The sequence below is a fragment of the Streptomyces sp. DSM 118878 genome, from assembly GCF_052936595.1.
Genome location: NZ_CP193622.1, coordinates 1,864,080 through 1,881,266, shown reverse-complemented (window position 1 = coordinate 1,881,266; position 17,187 = coordinate 1,864,080). Strand labels below are relative to the sequence as shown.

The following is a 17,187-nucleotide window of genomic DNA, read 5'->3' as shown; positions in this document are numbered from 1 at the left end:
CGTGTCTGAGCTTCCCTCCCTCCCCGTCACCTTCAGGCCGAAGCGGACCAGGACGGTCCTGCTCAGCGCGGGCGCCGCGATGTTCGTCGTCCTCACGGTGATCGCCCTCATGCTGCCCGGCATCGGCCCGGGGGAGCGGGCCAGCTTCGTCCTCACCGGCGCGCTGCTCTTCGGCGTACTCGTACTGCTCGGCAGGCCCAAGGTCGTCGCCGACGAGGCCGGCGTGCACGTCGTCAACATCGCCGGCGGCAGGCGCCTGGAGTGGGCGGAGATCGTGCAGGTCACCCTCCGCCCCGGCGACCCCTGGGTGTTCCTGGACCTCAGCGACGGCACCCGGCTGCCCGCCCTGGGCATCCAGCCGGGCATCGCGCGGCAGCAGGCGTTCGCGGACGCCCGCGCCCTGCGCGACCTCGCCGAGTCCCGCGCCCCGCTCGGGGACTGACCATCCGTGCCCGGATCTGATTAATCTGGTGGCGGAGCGGCCCGGTGTGCCGCCCCGCCCCTGACGGGCCCGCCCGGCCCCCAGGGGCTCCTGCTAACCGAGGAGTGACTCCCTCCAGCGATGGACGGATCGTCCTGTAGTACCTGCGCCGCCCCCGCCCGGCCTACCGGGACCCGCACGACATGGGAGGCGGCGGCATGACAGTCCCGCTGCTGCTCCTCGGGGCGGCATTCCTGCTGATTCTCGCCAACGGCTTCTTCGTGGCGGCCGAGTTCGGTCTCGTCACCGTGGAGCGGCCCGAAGCGGAGAAGGCCGCGGCCGACGGCGACCGCCGGGCCCGCACGGTCGTCCAAGCCCTCAAGGAGCTGTCGTTCCAGCTCTCCGGCACCCAACTCGGCATCACGATCACCTCGCTCGTCGTCGGCATGCTCGCCGAACCGGCGCTCGCCGAGCTGCTCGCGGTCCCGTTCACCGCGATCGGCGTCCCCGAAGGCGCCGTGGGCGGCCTCTCCGTGGTCGTCGGCATGCTGCTCGCGTCCGCCGTGCAGATGGTCATCGGCGAGCTGGTCCCCAAGAACTGGGCGGTCTCCAAGCCGTTGCAGGTCGCGCGGTTCGTCGCGGGCCCGCAGCACGCCTTCGCGCGGCTCCTGCGGCCCGTGATCGCCCTCCTGAACGCCGTCGCCAACCGCCTGGTGCGGATGCTCGGCGTGGAGCCCACCGAGGAGCTCGCCTCCGCGCGCACCCCCGGCGAACTGGTCTCCCTGGCCCGGCACTCGGCGCAGGCCGGCACCCTGGAGCAGGACACCGCCGACCTGTTCGTACGCACCCTCTCGCTCGGCGGGCTGACCGCGCAGCACGTGATGACGCCGCGCGTGAAGGTCAGCGCGCTCCAGTCGTCGGCGACGGCCGAGGACGTGGTCAACCTGACCCGCGCCACCGGCCTGTCCCGTTTTCCCGTGTACCGCGAGCGGATCGACGAGATCGTCGGCGTGGTGCACCTCAAGGACGCCCTCGCGGTGTCCGCGCACGAACGCCTGCGCACCCCGGTCGTCCGCATCGCGCAGCCGCCGCTCCTGATCCCCGGGACGCTGCCCGTGAAGCCCCTCCTGGAGCGGCTGCGCAGCGAACAGCCCATGGCCGTCGTCGTCGACGAGTACGGCGGCACGGCGGGCGTGGTCACCCTGGAGGACATCGTCGAGGAGCTCGTCGGCGAGGTCCGCGACGAACACGACCTGCACGACCTGCCCGAGCTGTGCGCGGCCCCGCCGGAGGACGGCAGGCCGAGCTGGGACGCCGACGGCGGCAGCCGGGTCGACACGCTCCGGCGCATCGGACTCGACGTGCCCGAGGGCCCGTACGAGACCGTCGCGGGCCTCGTGGCCGACCTGCTCGGCCGCATCCCGGTCCCCGGTGACCGGGCCGAGCTGCCCGGCTGGCGGCTCTCGGTGCGCCAGGTCGGGCACTACCGCGCCGAGCGGGTCCGGATCGTCAAGGTGGCCCAGGCGCCGGCCCCCGTAGCCGCGGAGGCGCTTCGATGAGCCTGCTCCAGCTTCTCTTCGCCGTCCTGCTGGTGCTCGCCAACGGCTTCTTCGTGGGAGCCGAGTTCGCGCTCGTCTCCGTGCGCCGCAGCCAGATCGAGCCCCTGGACTCCAAGCGGGCCCGCCAGGTCCTCTACGGGCTCGAACACCTGCCGCAGATGATGGCCGCAGCCCAGTTCGGCATCACCGTCTGCTCGTTGACGCTCGGCGCGGTCGCCGAGCCCACCGTCGCGCACCTCCTCGAACCGCTGTTCGCGGCGGCCCACCTGCCCGAGGGCATGATCCACCCGCTCGGCTACGTGATCGCGCTCGCCGTCGTCATCTTCCTCCACCTCGTCATCGGCGAGATGGTCCCGAAGAACCTCGCGATGGCGGCCCCCGAGAAGACCGCGCTCTGGTTCAGCCCCGGCCTGGTCGCCTTCGCCCGGCTGTGCCGCCCGGTGACGGTGGCGCTCGGGGCGTGCGCGCGCGTCGTCCTGAAGGCCTTCCGGGTGGAGCCCAAGGACGAGGTGGAGGCCGTCTTCACCAGCGAGCAGCTCAACCGCCTCGTGGAGGACTCCGGCCAGGCGGGTCTGCTCGACCCCGAGGAGCAGGAGCGCCTGGAGGACGCCCTGGAGCTGGGCTCGCGCCCGGTGACGGACGTGCTGCTCGACCGGGCGTCACTGGTGACCGTCGACGCCTCGGTCACCCCGGGCCAGGTCGTCGGCCTCACCGGACGCACCGGCTTCTCCCGCTTCCCCGTCTGCGCGGAGAACGGCGCCTTCATGGGCTACCTCCACGTCAAGGACGTCCTCGACCTGGAGGAGAGCGACCGTGCCGTGCCGCAGCAGGTGTGGCGGCCGATGACGACCCTGCGGGCGGAGCTGCCGCTGGACGACGCCCTGACCGTGATGCGCCACGCCGCGACGCACCTGGCCCAGGTCGCCGACGCGTCGGGCAAGGTGCTCGGCCTGGTCGCCCTGGAGGACGTCCTGGAACTCCTGGTCGGCGAGGTCCGCGACCCGGCGCACCGCGTGGCCGTGCCGCGCCCGCAGGCCGAGGCCGAGGACATGCCCGAGAGCCTGGACGGCGCCCTGGTGGGATGAGCCGCACGGCGCGGGACGCGCCCGGGCCTCAGATGCCGGGCGCGTCCTGCGGCCCACGTCCCGAGAGGACCTCGCCGTAGGCCTGCATCAGGTCCGGGAGGCGCAGGGTGGCGAGGTCGTCGCGGGAGGGCTCGCCGGGGTAGCCGGAGAGCCGCAGATCGCGGTAGGCGCAGCTCTTCTCGTAGAGCGTGCGCAGGAACCTGCCGTTGCCCAGCTCGTCGATCCAGGACTGGTCCACGACGTGCCCGCTGATGGAACGCAGCTCCTCCAGCGCCTCCTCGTCCCACACGTCACCGTTCTCGGCCGCGAGCACCTCGCCGATGGCGGTCAGCTCCAGGGGGCGGTACGAGGGGAAGTCGACGCGCGTCGTGAAGCGCGAGGACAGGCCGGGGTTGGCGGCGAGCAGCCGGTCCATGCCCTCGGGGTAGCCCGCGAGGATCACGACGAGGTGGTGCCGGTTGTCCTCGGCCCGCTTGAGCAGCACCTGAAGGGCCTCGTCGCCGTAGGCGTCGCCCTTGCCGTACCCGGAGTTGGAGAGGGAGTAGGCCTCGTCGACGAAGAGGACGCCGCCGATCGCGGAGTCGATCAGTTCATTGGCCTTCACGGCGGTCTGGCCCAGGTACTCGCCGACCAGGTCGGCGCGCTGCGCCTCCACCAGGTGGTCGCCGCCGAGCAGCCCGAGCGCGTAGAAGACCCGGCCGAGGATGCGGGCCACGGTGGTCTTGCCGGTGCCCGAGGGCCCGGAGAAGACGAAGTGTCGTTTCGGCGGCTGTACGGGCAGTCCCTGGGCGGCCCGCAGGCGCGCCATTTTGAGCTGCGCGGAGAGCGCCTTGACCTGCCGCTTCACGGGCTCCAGGCCGACCATGCCCTCCAGTTCGGCGAGCGCGGCCTCCAGGAGGGCGGGGTCGGTGGAGCCCGGCGGGAGCTGCGGGGCGCCGCCCGGCTTGATCGGGACGATCGCCTTCTCGCGGACCGCGTCGGAGGGCCCCGCGGGGACGCCGCCGGGGCCCTGTGTGCCCGGAGCGCCGCCGGCCGGGGGTAGCTGGGAGTCGGTCACCTTCACGTCCCGGCCCTCGGCGCCGAAGAGCGTGTCGATGCCGTCCGGTCCTTCGAGGACGTCCTGCCCCGTGCCGGCCAGGCTGATCGCGGCGGCGAGGTCGGCCGCCTCGTCGTAGCCGTCGCCCTCGGCGATGGCGGCGAGCCGCGCGGAGGTGTCCATGAAGGAGGCGTCGACCCGGTGCACCGCGCGGTACAGGGGGAGCGCCGCGGCCGAGCGCCCCGTGCCCTCGTGCGCCCTGGCCAGCCAGTACCGCAGCTCCTTGCGCTGCGGCTGTTCGCTGCGGCAGCGCATCAGGGCGGCGGAGAGGAGCGGCTCGGCCTGCCCGTACATCTCCAGGCGCACCCGGGCCATGCCGCCGAAGAGCCCGGCCTCGATGCCCAGCATCGGGTCGTCGACCAGCGGGTCCGTGTGCCGCACGAGCTGGTCCCAGTCCTTGACGAGGTAGGCGCGGCAGGCGTGCAGGAAGCGGACCTGCGGGTCGGCGTCGACCGGCGGCAGCCCCGCGAGCGCCCGGTCGAGCTCGGGGACGTGGCGGCCGTCGAGCCAGTGCGAGGCGTGCGCGAGGAGCAGGTCGCGGGTGCTTTCGAGGACGGGCTGGACCCACCAGCCCAGCCAGTACCAGGAGTTGAGGGTGCGGGTGTGCCGGGTGCGCTGCTCCCCGAACCGCTCGCGGTACTGGAACATCCGCAGCAGTGCCGTCGTCGTGTCGATGCGCAGCGCGTGCAGGCCGAGCCAGCCGTCGGCCATGCCGGGATCCATCCGGACCGCGGAGCGGAACTCCTCCTCCGCCTGCGGGTAGGCGCCCATCGTGTAGGCGTCGACGCCCCTCAGCCAGGCGAGGTCGGCCGGGGCGGGTGTGCCCACCGCGTCGAAGTCCATCACGTCCCCCACAAACCGTGCCCCCGTGTGCGAACCGCCGGACCGGTGCCCGTCGGCCACTTCGTCGAACCGCCTTGCTGTGGACGGGAGTTGCCTCGGCGCGCAGAGCAGCCGTCCAAAAAGGCGCACCGATGGGCATCGTACCTGCGGGGGAGCGGTCGGCCGTAGGGTGCCGCAGCGAGAGATCGGCCGGATGTGGCCGTGGAGCGGGGTCCCGATGGTGACCGAGGGTGAGCGAATGGCGGCTCGCGGCGGCCGAAAATGGAGGGCTTGAGGCAGAACGAAGCCCCCGATCACGGGGGAACAACCGGGGGCTTCGCGTCTGCGGTCGGTCCCTCAGGACCGCACATTCAGAACGTAAGTCCTGTAAGGCCCCCGGGTCAAGCAGAGTTGGGGCACTCATGGAAAAGTCTCGGGCCCAACTGGAAGACACTTTCCGGAGGTTCAGCGGACCGCCGATGGTCCTTCACACTCCGTGACGAGTTGGGTCCCCACTGATGTCCCACGGGGCCCTGGCAGCACCTCGTATCCCTCGGGGAACTGCCGTACCAAAATGTCGGCGAAGGGCCGTGAGGGGTCCTCGGTGAAGTGCCGCAGCTCCGCGGGTTCCCATCCGTCCCAGAAACCCCGCTGGGCAGTCCCGTCCCGCAGGCGCCCGCGCCGCCATGCCGCCTCCCGCGTCACGTCCATCCACAGCAGGGCGGCGAGGTGGGGCCGCAGCGCCGCGCGGCCCGCGCCGACCCCCTCGACGATCACCACGGGGGCGGGCGGCAGCGTCTGCTCGGCGGGGCCGAACCGGCGCTCCACCCAGTCGTACGTCGTGAAACGCGCCGTCTCGCCGAGGGCGAGCGGTCGAAGGACCCACCGCCGCAGCCGGTCCGTCCAGGCGAACAGCTCGCCGTGGCTCGCGATGTCGTCGAGCCGCAGGACGGGCGCGCCCCCGAGCGCCTCGGCGAGGTGCCGCGCGAGGGTCGACTTGCCCGAGCCCGCGTGCCCGTCCACGGCGATCAGCCGGACCGGGCCGCAGGAGGGCGGCAGCCGGCGCAGGGCTCCGGCGAGACGCGGCAGCGGGGGAAGCGGATCGTGCGGCTTCGGGCTCTTCGCGGGCGGGTCCGGGGTCATTCCGGCAAGCGTACGACCCCGGAAGGAGGTGTTCCGCGCGCCGCCGCAGGTCATGCCATTGGTTGAGGCCAATATAAGTGGGTGCGGCGGTGCCCGAAGCGCTGGCAGAAATCAGCGGGGAACGGCCATAGTTGGCCCACTTCCGTGCACCCGACCGAGCCTTTCCCCATTCCGCAGGAACCACGTCGACTGGGGGTCCCTTGATGGACCGAGCTGACCGACCCGACCGTTCTGACGCCATGTCCCGCAGATCCGTCCTCGCCTCGGCCGCCGCCGTGGCCGCCCTCGCGGCGAGCGCGGGGCCCGCGCTCGCCGTCCCGGCCGCGGGGCCGGGGCAGCGCCGCCCGCGCGCCGACCGGCACGTGGACAACCGCTTCTGGACCACGGGCGCGGACTGGCGCACCGGCACCGCCGAGGGCACGGCCGTCACCGCGGGGGCCAGGCCGGGGCTGCGCGTCGGCAGGGCCGCGGGCCGCGCCGACTACGCGGACCCGCACACCGGCAGGACCGCCACCTGGGAGTACGCCCGGTGGACCTCGCCCGTGCACCGCTCCACCGTCCCCGCCACCGAGCTCATCGCCTCCTGGAACGCGGACACCCCCGCGGGCACCTGGCTCCAGACCGAGCTGCGGGGCACGTACCAGGACGGGACGAAGACGCCCTGGTACGTGATGGGCCGCTGGGCCTCGGGGGACGACAAGGAGAAGGACATCCGGCGGACCTCCGTCGACGACCAGACCGACGGCAGATCCACGGTCTGGACGGACACGCTCTCGCTGAACGACACGGCGGCCGGGCCGCGCGTCGTCTCCTACCGGCTGCGGCTCACGCTGTACCGCGAGCCCGGGGCCACCGCGACCCCCACGGTCTGGCGGGCCGGTGCGATGGCCTCCGCGGTGCCCGACCGCTTCACCGTCCCCGCCTCGAAGCCGGGGCTCGCCAAGGAGCTGAAGGTCCCGCGGTACTCGCAGGAGATCCACGCGGGCCAGTACCCCGAGTACGACAACGGCGGCGAGGCCTGGTGCAGCCCGACCTCCTCGCAGATGGTCATCGAGTACTGGGGCCGCAGACCCACGCCGGCCGACCTGGCCTGGGTCGACCCCTCCTACGCCGACCCGCAGGTGTGCCACGCGGCCCGTGCCACGTTCGACTACCAGTACGACGGCTGCGGCAACTGGCCCTTCAACGCGGCGTACGCGGCCACGTACAAGGACCTCCAGGGCGTCGTGACCCGCCTCGCCTCGCTCACGGAACTGGAGGCGCTGATCGCCGCGGGCATCCCGGCCATCACGTCCCAGTCCTTCCGCAAGGAGGAGCTGACGGGCGCCGGGTACGGCACGGCGGGCCACCTGATGACCGTCATCGGCTTCACGGCCGGCGGCGACGTCATCGCCAACGACCCCGCGTCTCCCAGCAACCCCGCGGTGCGCCGCGTCTACAAGCGCCGCGAGTGGGAGAACATCTGGCTGCGTACGAAGCGGTACAACGCCACGGGCAAGGTCGTCTCCGGCACCGGCGGCGTCTGCTACCTGTACTTCCCGGTGAAGCTGAGTGCGGCGCAGAAGAAGGCGCTGGCGGCCGTCGGCGTCAAGTGACCGGGTGAACGGGTGACCGGTCGGGGGTGCGGGCCCGGCGCCCGCACCCCCGGCCGCGGGCTCACGTCACCGGGTCGACCACCCAGTCGGGGTGTCCCGGCATCGGCGGGGTCTTCGAGCCGTACAGCCACGGGTGGAGGAAGCCTTCGAGGTCCTCGCCCGCGACCTTCGACGCCAGGCCGACGAACTGCCGTGTGCTCGCCGTGCGGCCCTTGAATCCGCTGACCCAGGCGCGCTCGATCTTCCGGAACGTGGCCTCGCCGACCCTCTCGCGCAGCGCGTACAGGACGAGGGCGGAGCCGTCGTACCGCATGCGCTTGAAGAGGTTGGGCTCGGTCGGCTCCGCGGGGGCGCCGAAGTCCTTGCGCCACTGGTCGTGCGCCGCGTAGGCGGTCTTCATCGCGGCCTCGAAGCTGTCCCCGCCGTTGGCCTCGGAGTACAGCCGCTCGTAGAACCGGGCGTGTCCCTCGCTCACCCAGAGGTCGGACCAGCTCTCGAGGGCCACGCTGTCGCCGAACCACTGGTGGGTCAGCTCGTGCACCATGTTCCGCTCGGCGTCGACCTTGGTGCCGAGCAGGTCGGCCTTGGGGACGAGCGACAGCGTCTGCGTCTCCAGGGCCACGCCGAGGTCGGTGTCGCCGACCAGGATGCCGTAGCGGTTGAAGGGGTAGGGGCCGAGCCGCTCCTCCAGCCACTTCAGGTGGTCGGGCGTGAGCGCGCGGTAGGCGGCCGTCGGCTCGACGAGGGCGTCCGGCACGACGTCCCGCAGCGGGAGACCGCCGGGCCCCTCGCTCTCGACCAGCTTGAACTTGCCCACGGCGAGCTGCACGAGCTGCGTGGAGAGCGCCTGCTCGGAGTCGTACGTCCAGCGCAGCCGGCCGCCGGGGGCCTGGGTGCGCGAGACCAGCTTGCCGTTGGCGACGGCCGTGCGGTCGCTCGGCGTGGTGATGCGGAAGGTGACCGGTGCCCGCTGACTGGGGTGGTCGTTGCCGGGGAAGATCAGCCGGGCGCCGTTGGGCTGCGGGTAGACGACCGTGCCGTCGGGCGTGGGAATCCAGCCGTAGTCCTCGATCGCGTCGTCGCGGTGCCGGGTCTGCGTCGGATCGGCGGTGTAGGTGACCTTGACGGTGAAGGAGCGGCCCTCGGGTATCGGGGAACCGGGCGTCACGGTCAGCTCGTCGCCGGCGCGCGAGGCGTCCGCCTTCGAGCCGTTCACCGTCACGGCGTGCAGGGTGTTGCCCGCGAAGTCCAGGTTGAAGCGCGAGAGCGCCTGGGTGGAGGTCGCCCTGATGGTCGTCGCCGCCTCGAACGGCGTCCTCGGGGCCTGCCAGTCGAAGTCCAGGTAGTAGCGGTCCACGCGGTAGCCGCCGTTCCCGTCCAGCGGGAACATCGGGTCGCCGAGTCCCGGCGCGCCCGGCGACGGCTTCGGGGCGGGGGCCTGGGCGGCCTGGGAGACGGGTGCGGTGAGGGTGGCCGCCACGGCGACCGCGGCGGCGAGGGTGAGCCGCGCTCTGCGGTGGGACGTCCGGTACGTGCTCATCGGGAACCTCTCGGTCGGATGCTGCCCGGTCGTGCGTCGTGTCGCATCTCTCGTCCGAGACGCGTCGTGTCCCGTCTTAGACGCACGGCACCCGCGCTCAGTTGTGGGGTGACCAAGCTCTCTCCCGCAATCCGCCGAGCGACTGGCAAGGTGGAGAGGTCCCGTGGGGGGAAGACCAGTCGAACGTCTGCGAGAGAACATGACCGCGACCTCTGTCACCGCCCCCCGCGTGCGGGCCCGTACCGGCGGCCCCAAGGAAGACGGACCGAACCTGCTCGAACACCTCGCGGGCTGGGCGCTCGTCGTCGTCCTCGCGATGCTCGTCACGCAGGCCGGCCTGCTGTGATCGCCGTCACGCCCTGCGCGGGGGCGTGCGCGAGGCGATGACCGGGATCGCCGAAGGGGTGGGAGCCACCGTGCGGCTCCCACCCCTTCGGCATGTCCGCCCACCGGTCAGTTGATGGCCTTGATCAGCTCACCGTTGGCCGTGTCGCCGCTGAGCTCCCAGAAGAACGTGCCGCCGAGGCCCTGCTGGTTCTTGTAGGTCATCTTCCCCGCGATGGTCGCCGGGGTGTCGTAGCTCCACCAGTTGTTGCCGCAGTGGGCGTACGCGGTCCCGCCGACCGTGCCGTTGGCCGGGCACTTGGTCTTCAGCACCTTGTAGTCGTCGATGCCCTGCTCGTACTTGCCCGCCGCCGGGCCCGTGGCGGTGCCGCCGGGCGCCTTCTGCGTGACGCCCGTCCAGCCGCGGCCGTAGAAGCCGATGCCGAGCAGCAGCTTGTTCGAGGGGATGCCGAGGCCCTTGAGCTTCTTGATGGTGGCGTCGGAGTCGTAGCCGGCCTTCGGTATGCCGCTGTAGGAGGTGAGCGGCGAGTGCGGGGCGGTCGGCCCCTTCGCGTCCCAGGCACCGAAGTAGTCGTACGTCATGGGGTTGTACCAGTCGACGTACTGGGCGGCGCCCGCGTAGTCGGTGGCGTCGAGCTTGCCGCCGGCCGAGGCGTCGGCCGGGATCGCCGCGGTCACGAGGTTGCCGCCGCCGAACTTCGAACGGACCGCCGACATCAGCTTCTTGTACGCGTCGCGCCCGCTGGTGTCGCACGTCAGGCCGCAGGCGTTGGGGTACTCCCAGTCGATGTCGATGCCGTCGAAGACATCGGCCCACTTGGAGTTCTCGACCAGGTCGTAGCAGGACTTGGCGAACGCCTCGGGGTTCTTCGCGGCCTCGGTGAACCCGCCCGACCACGTCCAGCCGCCGAACGACCAGAGGACCTTGAGGTTCGGGTGCTTCTTCTTCAGCTTGCGGAGCTGGTTGAAGTTGCCGCGCAGGGGCTGGTCCCAGGTGTCGGCGACGCCGTCCACCGACTGGTCGGCGGTGTACGCCTTGTCGGTGGCCGCGTAGGCGTCGCCCATCGCGCACTTGCCGCCCTGGACGTTGCCGAAGGAGTAGTTGATGTGCGTCAGCTTGGCGGCGGAGCCGGACGTCTCGATGTTCTTGACGTGGTAGTTCCGGTCGTAGACGCCCCACTCGGTGAAGTAGCCGACGACCTTGGAGCCGGCGGCGGCCTTCTGCTGCGGGGCGGGGCTCTGCCCGGCGGTCGCGGTGCCCGCGCCGGCCAGCAGGCCCGCGCCGAGGACGGCGCAACAGGCGGTGGCGACCAGGGCCCGGAAGCCCGGGCGGGAAGAGTGCGGTCTGAGCATCGTGTCTCCTCGTGGGGGAGGACCCTGCGTGGGGCGACCCCTGCGTGGGGCGGACCCCTGCGTGAAGGGAGGGGGAAGTGGTGCCGTGGACCTTGACATGAACGCGGTAAGGCGTCCGGGGAAAACAGTAGGAGGACTAGACCAGTTGGTCAATGGTGCGTACCAATGCGGACGCTCTCGACGACCTTCGTGGCGATCTCGCATCTCTTTCGAGTAAGCGGTCGTTAACTAGTGACTGGCTGCCGCCGATCGGGCATACTCAACGCGCCACAGCCGCTGGTCAGCCGCTTCCGTGACCCGGAGGGAGACCCTGGCTCGGCATCGTTTCTCGGCGGCGCCGCCTCACCCTGCGCGGGCGTCCGTCGTAGCCCCACAGGGAGGAGAGCGACATGCCCGACCACGCCTTGCAGCCGGTGGAACGTCAGCTGCCCACGGACGAGGCCAGGGATCTGCTCTCGCTCGTCCGGGACATCGTCCAGCGCGAGATCGCGCCGAAGGCGGCCGAGGAAGAGGACGCCGGGCACTTCCCGCGCGAGGTCTTCGCGCTGCTCTCCGAATCGGGCCTGCTCGGCCTCGCGTACGCCGCCGAGTTCGGCGGCGGCGACCAGCCGTACGAGGTCTACCTCCAGGTCCTCGAAGAGCTCGCCGCGGCCCGTCTCACGGTCGGCCTCGGCGTCAGCGTCCACACCCTCTCCTGCCACGCCCTCGCCGGGTACGGCACCAAGGAGCAGAAGGCCGCGCACCTGCCCGCGATGCTCGGCGGCGGCCTCCTCGGCGCGTACTGCCTCTCCGAGCCCGCGTCGGGCTCCGACGCCGCCTCGCTGCGCACCAAGGCCGTGCGCGAGGGCGACGACTGGGTCATCACCGGCACCAAGGCCTGGATCACGCACGGGGGCGTCGCCGACTTCTACACCGTCCTCGCCCGCACCGGCGGCGAGGGCGCCCGCGGCGTCACGGCCTTCCTGGTGCCGGGCGACGCCGAGGGGCTTTCGGCCGCGGTGCCCGAGCGGAAGATGGGCATGAAGGGCTCGCCCACCGCCCAGATCCACTTCGACGGCGTACGCGTGCCCGACTCCCGGCGCATCGGCGACGAGGGCCAGGGCTTCGCGATCGCGCTCTCCGCGCTGGACTCGGGGCGGCTCGGCATCGCGGCCTGCGCGATCGGCGTGGCCCAGGCGGCGCTCGACGAGGCGCTCTCGTACGCCACGGAGCGGCAGCAGTTCGGCCGGCCGATCGCGGATTTCCAGGGGCTCCGCTTCATGCTCGCGGACATGGCGACGCAGATCGAGGCGGGCCGGGCCCTCTATCTGGCCGCGGCGCGGCTGCGGGACGCGGGCCGGCCGTTCTCCAAGCAGGCGGCGATGGCGAAGCTGCTCTGCACGGACGCCGCGATGAAGGTGACGACCGACGCCGTGCAGGTCCTCGGCGGGTACGGCTACACCGCGGACTTCCCCGTCGAGCGTTTCATGCGCGAGGCGAAGGTGCTCCAGATCGTCGAGGGCACCAATCAGATCCAGCGCATGGTCATCGCGCGTCACCTCGCGGGTCCCGACTCCCGCTGAACGGACCGCGCGGCACCGGCGGCGCCACGAGCATGCACCACTCCGGGTCGTGGCGCCCGGGCAGCGTCCGGCCGCGGTCGGCCCACATCCGGATCAGGGCGCGGTAGATCGGCGGGTCCTGGACGGCCGGGGACGGCTGATGGGCGGTGAGCTGCGCCTGCGGGTACATGGCCTGGTACGTCTGCTGCGGCTGGGGCTGGCGGGGCTGCTGCCAGGACTGTTGCGGCAACTCGGCCTGGGAGGGCTGCGGGGCCCGCTGGGTCCTCCGGGAAACCGATTCTGCGGAGGCGGGCACCGTCACCAGGGTGCGCCGCCTGCGACCGGCGGGGACGTGCGTCGGACCACTGTCCGTAGAGGTCATGCCAGGCCAACGCCCGTGGCCGCCCCAAGGTCACCGGCGTGCGGAATCGGGCGTCAGTTCACGGAGGTCCGGCGCCCGCGAGGCCGCGGGCGCCCGCAAGGCGGCTCCTGGTGAGTCGGGTCGTACCCGGTGGCTCAGGCCGCGGGACGGTCCTGCCGCGGCACGTGGAAGGGGCGCGAATCCGGCCCGCCCACGTGCGAGAAGGGCTGCGTCCGCCAGTCGAGCCCCTGAGGGAGCGTCAGCAGCAGCGCGGTGTCCTGCTCCTGGGCCTCCATCGTCTCGTCGGCGGGCTCGGCGTCGGCCGCCTCACGTCCGGTGCCCGCACAGACCGTGAGCCCGAACGGGTTCCACGGAGTGGGGCACAGCGCGTGCTCCGGCAGGACGTCCTCGTCGGCCAGGAGCGCGATCGGCTGCCCGCAGTCGGGGCAGTTCACGCGGTACATCTCGAAGGTGTCGTACGCGTCGAGAAGGGAGTCGGCCGGTTCGACGCCCTCCGGCTCGGGCTCGACGGCCGGCTGCTGCTTCGCGCGGGCGGATCGGGCGGGACGCTTCAGATTCTGCATGGAACTCTCCCCCTTGGGTGGGCCGACAAGGCGCTGCGGCCTCGACCACAGCAAGCACTTCCCGTCCCGTCGTAGGGGTAATCGTGACATCTCCCGGGACCCCGCCGGAGAGGTGTGGCCTTCATCACATGCCAGGGGGAGTTGCCTGGCCGGAGGCGTCCCGGTGGCCACAGGGGAAACGCGGACGGACGGGAATCACGCACGTCCCTTCCCGTCGCTCGGGTATCCGGGGGGATCAAGAGCCCTGTAGGTTCGCCGCATGGAGGAGCTGGACCGACAGATCGTGCAGCTGCTCGTCAAGGACGGGCGGATGAGCTACACCGACCTGGGCAAGGCCACGGGCCTGTCCACGTCGGCCGTGCACCAGCGGGTGCGCCGCCTGGAGCAGCGGGGCGTGATCCACGGCTATGCCGCGGTCGTCGACGCCGAGGCCGTCGGGCTGCCCCTGACCGCCTTCATCTCGGTGAAGCCGTTCGACCCCAGCGCCCCCGACGACATCGCCGAACGCCTCGCGGGAGTCCCGGAGATCGAGGCCTGCCACAGCGTCGCGGGCGACGAGAACTACATCCTCAAGGTGCGCGTCGCCACCCCGCTGGAGCTGGAGCACCTGCTCGGCAGGTTGCGCGCGCTCGCCGGCGTCTCCACGCGCACGACCGTCGTGCTCTCCACGCCCTACGAGGCCCGCCCGCCGCAGTTCTGACCCGGCACGCCCGGCGGGCGACCCCGGCGTCCCGCCCCCGCGCGCAGGGGCGAGACTGGTCCCATGAGTGAGAGCACCGCCCCCGGGGGCGACCCGCAGGACCCCGAGGCCCCCCAGGACCACCGCACCGTGCTGCTGCGCGGCGGCGACGTCCACAGCCCCGCCGACCCGTTCGCCACCGCGATGGTCGTCGAACGCGGACATGTCGCCTGGGTCGGCTCCGAGGGCGCGGCGGACGCCTTCGCCGCCGGCGTCGACGACGTGGTCGATCTCGAAGGCGCCCTGGTCACCCCGGCGTTCACGGACGCCCACGTGCACACCACGGCCACCGGCCTCGCACTGACGGGACTGGACCTCTCGGGAGCCCGTTCGCTGGACGACGCCCTCGTGTCCGTACGCGAACACACCGCCGCGCGCCCGCACGACAAGGTGCTGCTCGGCCACGGCTGGGACGCCGCCCGCTGGCCCGGCGGACGCCCGCCCACGCGCGCGGAGCTCGACGAGGCCACCGGCGGGCGGCCGCTCTACCTCTCCCGGATCGACGTCCACTCCGCGGTCGCCACCACCGCCCTGCTCGACCTGGTGCCCGGCATCACCGGGCGGCCCGGTTTCCACCCGGACGCCCCGCTGACCGCCGAGGCCCACCACGGGGTGCGGGCCGCCGCCCTCGCCGCCGTCACGCCGGCCCAGCGCGAGGAGGCCCAGCGCGTCGCCCTGCGGCACGCCGCCTCCCTCGGCATCGGCTCCGTGCACGAGTGCGCGGGGCCCGAGATCTCCGACGAGGACGACTTCACCGGGCTGCTGCGGCTCGCCGCGCGGGAGGCCGGGCCGCGCGTCATCGGCTACTGGGCCCAGCAGGGCGCGGAAGGCGTCACGCGCGCGCGTGAGCTGGGCGCGGCCGGCGCCGCGGGCGATCTCTTCGTGGACGGCGCCCTCGGCTCGCACACCGCCTGCCTGCACGAGCCCTACGCCGACGGCGGCCACACCGGCACGGCCCACCTGGACGCCGCCGCCGTCGCGGCCCACGTCGTGGCGTGCACCGAGGCGGGGCTCCAGGCGGGCTTCCACGCCATCGGGGACGCCGCGGTGGGCTCGGTGGCCGCCGGCATGCGCCAGGCCGCCGAGAAGGTCGGCCTGGCCCGCCTACGGGGCGCCAGGCACCGCGTGGAGCACGCCGAGATGCTCACGCCGGAAACGATCGCCGCCTTCGCCGAATTCGGCCTCACCGCGTCCGTGCAGCCCGCCTTCGACGCCCTGTGGGGCGGCGAGGACGGCATGTACGCCCGGCGCCTGGGTGCCGAGCGTGCGCGCACCCTCAACCCGTTCGCGGCCTTGCTGCGCGCGGGCGTGCCCCTGGCCTTCGGCTCCGACAGCCCGGTGACGCCGCTCGACCCCTGGGGCACGGTCCGCGCGGCCGCCTTCCACCGCACGCCCGAGCACCGCGTCTCGGTGCGCGCCGCGTTCACCGCCCACACCCGGGGCGGCTGGCGGGCGTGCGGCCGCGACGACGCGGGTGTCCTGGTGCCCGGCGCGCCCGCGGACTACGCCGTGTGGCGCACCGCCGATCTGGTGGTGCAGGCCCCGGACGACCGGGTCGCCCGCTGGTCCACCGACCCGCGCTCGGGCACCCCCGGTCTGCCCGACCTGTCGCCGGGGGCCGAACTCCCCGTCTGCCTGCGCACGGTGGTGGCCGGTCGAACGGTCTACGTGCGGCCACAAGAGTGATGTCACGGCGGTGCGCGGCGCCGGCCTCGGCCCGGCGTGGCTCCGTACGACCTGGGAATCCCGGGCACTGACCTGGCGGTCCGTGACCGCACCGCAGTTCACGGGGCTATTGACAGGAAGCCGTCGCGGGCCGGTAGGTTCGGCCGGGTCCACCACAGGACGTCCGACCGGCGAACCTCCACGCGATCGTCGAACGCCGCTGGGTCACGGGCGGTGTGCCGCACCGGCGCACCACCACCGGGAGCCAGGTCCAGCGCCCGCGACGCGGAGGAGAGGGAGCGTCACAGCCGGCCGGCAGGTGGAACTCGGGTGGGGCCCGGACGCTCAGTAGACAACGGCACTCGGTCGATCCGCAGCCAGCGGGTCCCAGGCCGGCCCGAAGGGCGCCGGGCCCTGATCCGCACGTCCTGCCGCCCCGACCTCCGTGCGGACGCTACGGCGCAGGCCGCGGCCACTATGGTGGTCCTCTGCGTACGAACGAAGGGGCAGTAGTGAACGACGGCGGTCGGGTCTCCGATGCGGGGGACCAAGGGAGGCAGTTCGGCTCGCTCGGCACGGCCTTGGTGATCATTCCGACCTACGACGAGGCGGAGAACATCAAGTCCATCGTCGGCCGGGTCCGGGCCGCGGTCCCGGACGCGCACGTCCTGGTGGCCGACGACAACAGCCCCGACGGCACCGGCAAGATCGCCGATGAGCTCGCGGCCGACGACGACCACGTGCACGTGCTGCACCGCAAGGGCAAGGAAGGGCTCGGCGCCGCCTATTTGGCGGGCTTCCGCTGGGGCCTGGAGAACGACTACGGCGTCGTCATCGAGATGGACGCGGACGGCTCCCACCAGCCCGAGGAGCTGCCGCGCCTGCTGACCGCGCTCAAGGGCGCCGACCTCGTGCTCGGCTCGCGCTGGGTGCCCGGCGGCCGGGTCGTCAACTGGCCCAAGCACCGGGAGCTCATCTCGCGGGGCGGCAGCACATACTCGCGCCTCCTGCTCGACGTGCCCATCCGCGACGTCACGGGCGGCTACCGCGCCTTCCGCCGCGAGACCCTCGAAGGCCTCGGCCTCGGCGAGGTCGAGTCGCAGGGCTACTGCTTCCAGGTCGACCTCGCGCGCCGCGCCGTCAAGGCGGGTTACCACGTGGTCGAGGTGCCCATCACGTTCGTCGAGCGGGAGCTCGGCGACAGCAAGATGAGCCAGAACATCGTGGTCGAGGCGCTGTGGCGGGTCACCGCCTGGGGCGTCGGGGAGCGCGTGGGCCGCGTCATCGGCCGCAAGCACCACTGATCCCGCCGGGCGGCCCCCGCGGGCCGCCCGTGCC

General features: G+C 72.6%; 15 protein-coding genes. 9 read left to right on the top strand and 6 right to left on the bottom strand.

Going from position 1 to position 17,187, the window contains the following annotated elements; genetic code table 11:
* Position 1 precedes the first annotated feature (1 nt).
* The 3 genes from ACRAKF_RS07955 to ACRAKF_RS07945 all read left to right on the top strand — a co-directional run bounded on the left by ACRAKF_RS07955 (position 2) and on the right by ACRAKF_RS07945 (position 3,065).
* Positions 2-442: a PH domain-containing protein gene (locus ACRAKF_RS07955; protein WP_447036225.1), complete on the top strand. Its 441-nt coding sequence runs from the start codon at positions 2-4 to the stop codon at positions 440-442.
* Positions 443-639: 197 nt separating this feature from the next.
* Entirely contained in the window at positions 640-1,980 is a 1,341-nt protein-coding gene (locus ACRAKF_RS07950) for a hemolysin family protein (protein ID WP_447036224.1), read from the top strand.
* Positions 1,977-3,065 carry a hemolysin family protein gene (locus ACRAKF_RS07945; protein ID WP_447036223.1) on the top strand — a complete coding sequence of 363 codons (1,089 nt, stop codon included), beginning with the start codon at positions 1,977-1,979 and terminating at the stop codon, positions 3,063-3,065. Before ACRAKF_RS07950 ends, ACRAKF_RS07945 begins: the two co-directional genes overlap by 4 nt.
* Before the next feature lie 28 nt (positions 3,066-3,093).
* Here the strand turns inward: ACRAKF_RS07945 and ACRAKF_RS07940 are convergent, their stop codons facing one another.
* Positions 3,094-5,004: an AAA family ATPase gene (locus ACRAKF_RS07940; RefSeq protein ID WP_447036221.1), complete on the bottom strand. Its 1,911-nt coding sequence runs from the start codon at positions 5,002-5,004 to the stop codon at positions 3,094-3,096.
* A gap of 444 nt (positions 5,005-5,448) precedes the next feature.
* On the bottom strand, positions 5,449-6,126 hold the full coding sequence (locus tag ACRAKF_RS07935; protein WP_447036220.1) for a uridine kinase family protein: 678 nt from the start codon (positions 6,124-6,126) through the stop codon (positions 5,449-5,451).
* Positions 6,127-6,329: 203 nt separating this feature from the next.
* Here ACRAKF_RS07935 and ACRAKF_RS07930 point away from each other — a divergent pair, with 203 nt between their 5' ends.
* A complete protein-coding gene (locus tag ACRAKF_RS07930; RefSeq protein ID WP_447036219.1) occupies positions 6,330-7,721 on the top strand; it encodes a peptidase C39 family protein in 1,392 nt (463 codons plus the stop codon).
* A 61-nt stretch (positions 7,722-7,782) separates the two neighbouring features.
* Here the strand turns inward: ACRAKF_RS07930 and ACRAKF_RS07925 are convergent, their stop codons facing one another.
* Positions 7,783-9,261 carry a M1 family metallopeptidase gene (locus tag ACRAKF_RS07925; protein WP_447036217.1) on the bottom strand — a complete coding sequence of 493 codons (1,479 nt, stop codon included), beginning with the start codon at positions 9,259-9,261 and terminating at the stop codon, positions 7,783-7,785.
* A gap of 199 nt (positions 9,262-9,460) precedes the next feature.
* On the opposite strand from ACRAKF_RS07925, the gene ACRAKF_RS07920 reads away from it, so the two are divergent.
* The gene (locus ACRAKF_RS07920; protein ID WP_447036216.1) at positions 9,461-9,607 is read left to right on the top strand and encodes an SCO1431 family membrane protein; all 147 of its coding nucleotides are present in this window, start codon (positions 9,461-9,463) and stop codon (positions 9,605-9,607) included.
* A gap of 107 nt (positions 9,608-9,714) precedes the next feature.
* Here ACRAKF_RS07920 and ACRAKF_RS07915 read toward each other — a convergent pair whose 3' ends face one another.
* A complete protein-coding gene (locus ACRAKF_RS07915) occupies positions 9,715-10,959 on the bottom strand; it encodes a glycoside hydrolase family 18 protein (protein WP_447036215.1) in 1,245 nt (414 codons plus the stop codon).
* Between the two features lie 389 nt (positions 10,960-11,348).
* On the opposite strand from ACRAKF_RS07915, the gene ACRAKF_RS07910 reads away from it, so the two are divergent.
* Entirely contained in the window at positions 11,349-12,521 is a 1,173-nt protein-coding gene (locus ACRAKF_RS07910) for an acyl-CoA dehydrogenase family protein (protein WP_447036214.1), read from the top strand.
* Here the strand turns inward: ACRAKF_RS07910 and ACRAKF_RS07905 are convergent.
* Together ACRAKF_RS07905 and ACRAKF_RS07900 are read right to left on the bottom strand one after the other, a co-directional pair.
* The gene (locus ACRAKF_RS07905; RefSeq protein WP_447041863.1) at positions 12,484-12,690 is read right to left on the bottom strand and encodes a hypothetical protein; all 207 of its coding nucleotides are present in this window, start codon (positions 12,688-12,690) and stop codon (positions 12,484-12,486) included. The two genes, ACRAKF_RS07910 and ACRAKF_RS07905, sit on opposite strands and share 38 nt — an antisense overlap.
* Before the next feature lie 326 nt (positions 12,691-13,016).
* A complete protein-coding gene (locus ACRAKF_RS07900) occupies positions 13,017-13,445 on the bottom strand; it encodes a hypothetical protein (protein WP_447036213.1) in 429 nt (142 codons plus the stop codon).
* A gap of 259 nt (positions 13,446-13,704) precedes the next feature.
* Here ACRAKF_RS07900 and ACRAKF_RS07895 point away from each other — a divergent pair, with 259 nt between their 5' ends.
* The 3 genes from ACRAKF_RS07895 (at position 13,705) to ACRAKF_RS07885 (ending at position 17,153) form a co-directional block, all read left to right on the top strand.
* Positions 13,705-14,145 (top strand): Lrp/AsnC family transcriptional regulator, encoded by a 441-nt coding sequence (locus tag ACRAKF_RS07895; protein ID WP_447036212.1) that lies wholly within the window; start codon positions 13,705-13,707, stop codon positions 14,143-14,145.
* 63 nt (positions 14,146-14,208) lie between these two features.
* Positions 14,209-15,870 (top strand): amidohydrolase, encoded by a 1,662-nt coding sequence (locus tag ACRAKF_RS07890; RefSeq protein WP_447036210.1) that lies wholly within the window; start codon positions 14,209-14,211, stop codon positions 15,868-15,870.
* Positions 15,871-16,361: 491 nt separating this feature from the next.
* Positions 16,362-17,153 carry a polyprenol monophosphomannose synthase gene (locus tag ACRAKF_RS07885; RefSeq protein WP_447036209.1) on the top strand — a complete coding sequence of 264 codons (792 nt, stop codon included), beginning with the start codon at positions 16,362-16,364 and terminating at the stop codon, positions 17,151-17,153.
* The last annotated feature ends 34 nt before the right edge of the window (positions 17,154-17,187 follow it).

What these genes read in the sequence shown, in the direction of transcription:
- ACRAKF_RS07925 (WP_447036217.1), bottom strand. Translation starts at nt 9,261, where the DNA reads ATGAGCACGTACCGGACGTCCCACCGCAGAGCGCGGCTCACCCTCGCC.
- ACRAKF_RS07945 (WP_447036223.1), top strand. Translation starts at nt 1,977, where the DNA reads ATGAGCCTGCTCCAGCTTCTCTTCGCCGTCCTGCTGGTGCTCGCCAAC.
- ACRAKF_RS07895 (WP_447036212.1), top strand. Translation starts at nt 13,705, where the DNA reads ATGGAGGAGCTGGACCGACAGATCGTGCAGCTGCTCGTCAAGGACGGG.
- ACRAKF_RS07905 (WP_447041863.1), bottom strand. Translation starts at nt 12,690, where the DNA reads ATGTACCCGCAGGCGCAGCTCACCGCCCATCAGCCGTCCCCGGCCGTC.
- ACRAKF_RS07950 (WP_447036224.1), top strand. Translation starts at nt 640, where the DNA reads ATGACAGTCCCGCTGCTGCTCCTCGGGGCGGCATTCCTGCTGATTCTC.
- ACRAKF_RS07910 (WP_447036214.1), top strand. Translation starts at nt 11,349, where the DNA reads ATGCCCGACCACGCCTTGCAGCCGGTGGAACGTCAGCTGCCCACGGAC.
- ACRAKF_RS07930 (WP_447036219.1), top strand. Translation starts at nt 6,330, where the DNA reads ATGGACCGAGCTGACCGACCCGACCGTTCTGACGCCATGTCCCGCAGA.
- ACRAKF_RS07935 (WP_447036220.1), bottom strand. Translation starts at nt 6,126, where the DNA reads ATGACCCCGGACCCGCCCGCGAAGAGCCCGAAGCCGCACGATCCGCTT.
- ACRAKF_RS07900 (WP_447036213.1), bottom strand. Translation starts at nt 13,445, where the DNA reads ATGCAGAATCTGAAGCGTCCCGCCCGATCCGCCCGCGCGAAGCAGCAG.
- ACRAKF_RS07920 (WP_447036216.1), top strand. Translation starts at nt 9,461, where the DNA reads ATGACCGCGACCTCTGTCACCGCCCCCCGCGTGCGGGCCCGTACCGGC.
- ACRAKF_RS07940 (WP_447036221.1), bottom strand. Translation starts at nt 5,004, where the DNA reads ATGGACTTCGACGCGGTGGGCACACCCGCCCCGGCCGACCTCGCCTGG.
- ACRAKF_RS07915 (WP_447036215.1), bottom strand. Translation starts at nt 10,959, where the DNA reads ATGCTCAGACCGCACTCTTCCCGCCCGGGCTTCCGGGCCCTGGTCGCC.
- ACRAKF_RS07890 (WP_447036210.1), top strand. Translation starts at nt 14,209, where the DNA reads ATGAGTGAGAGCACCGCCCCCGGGGGCGACCCGCAGGACCCCGAGGCC.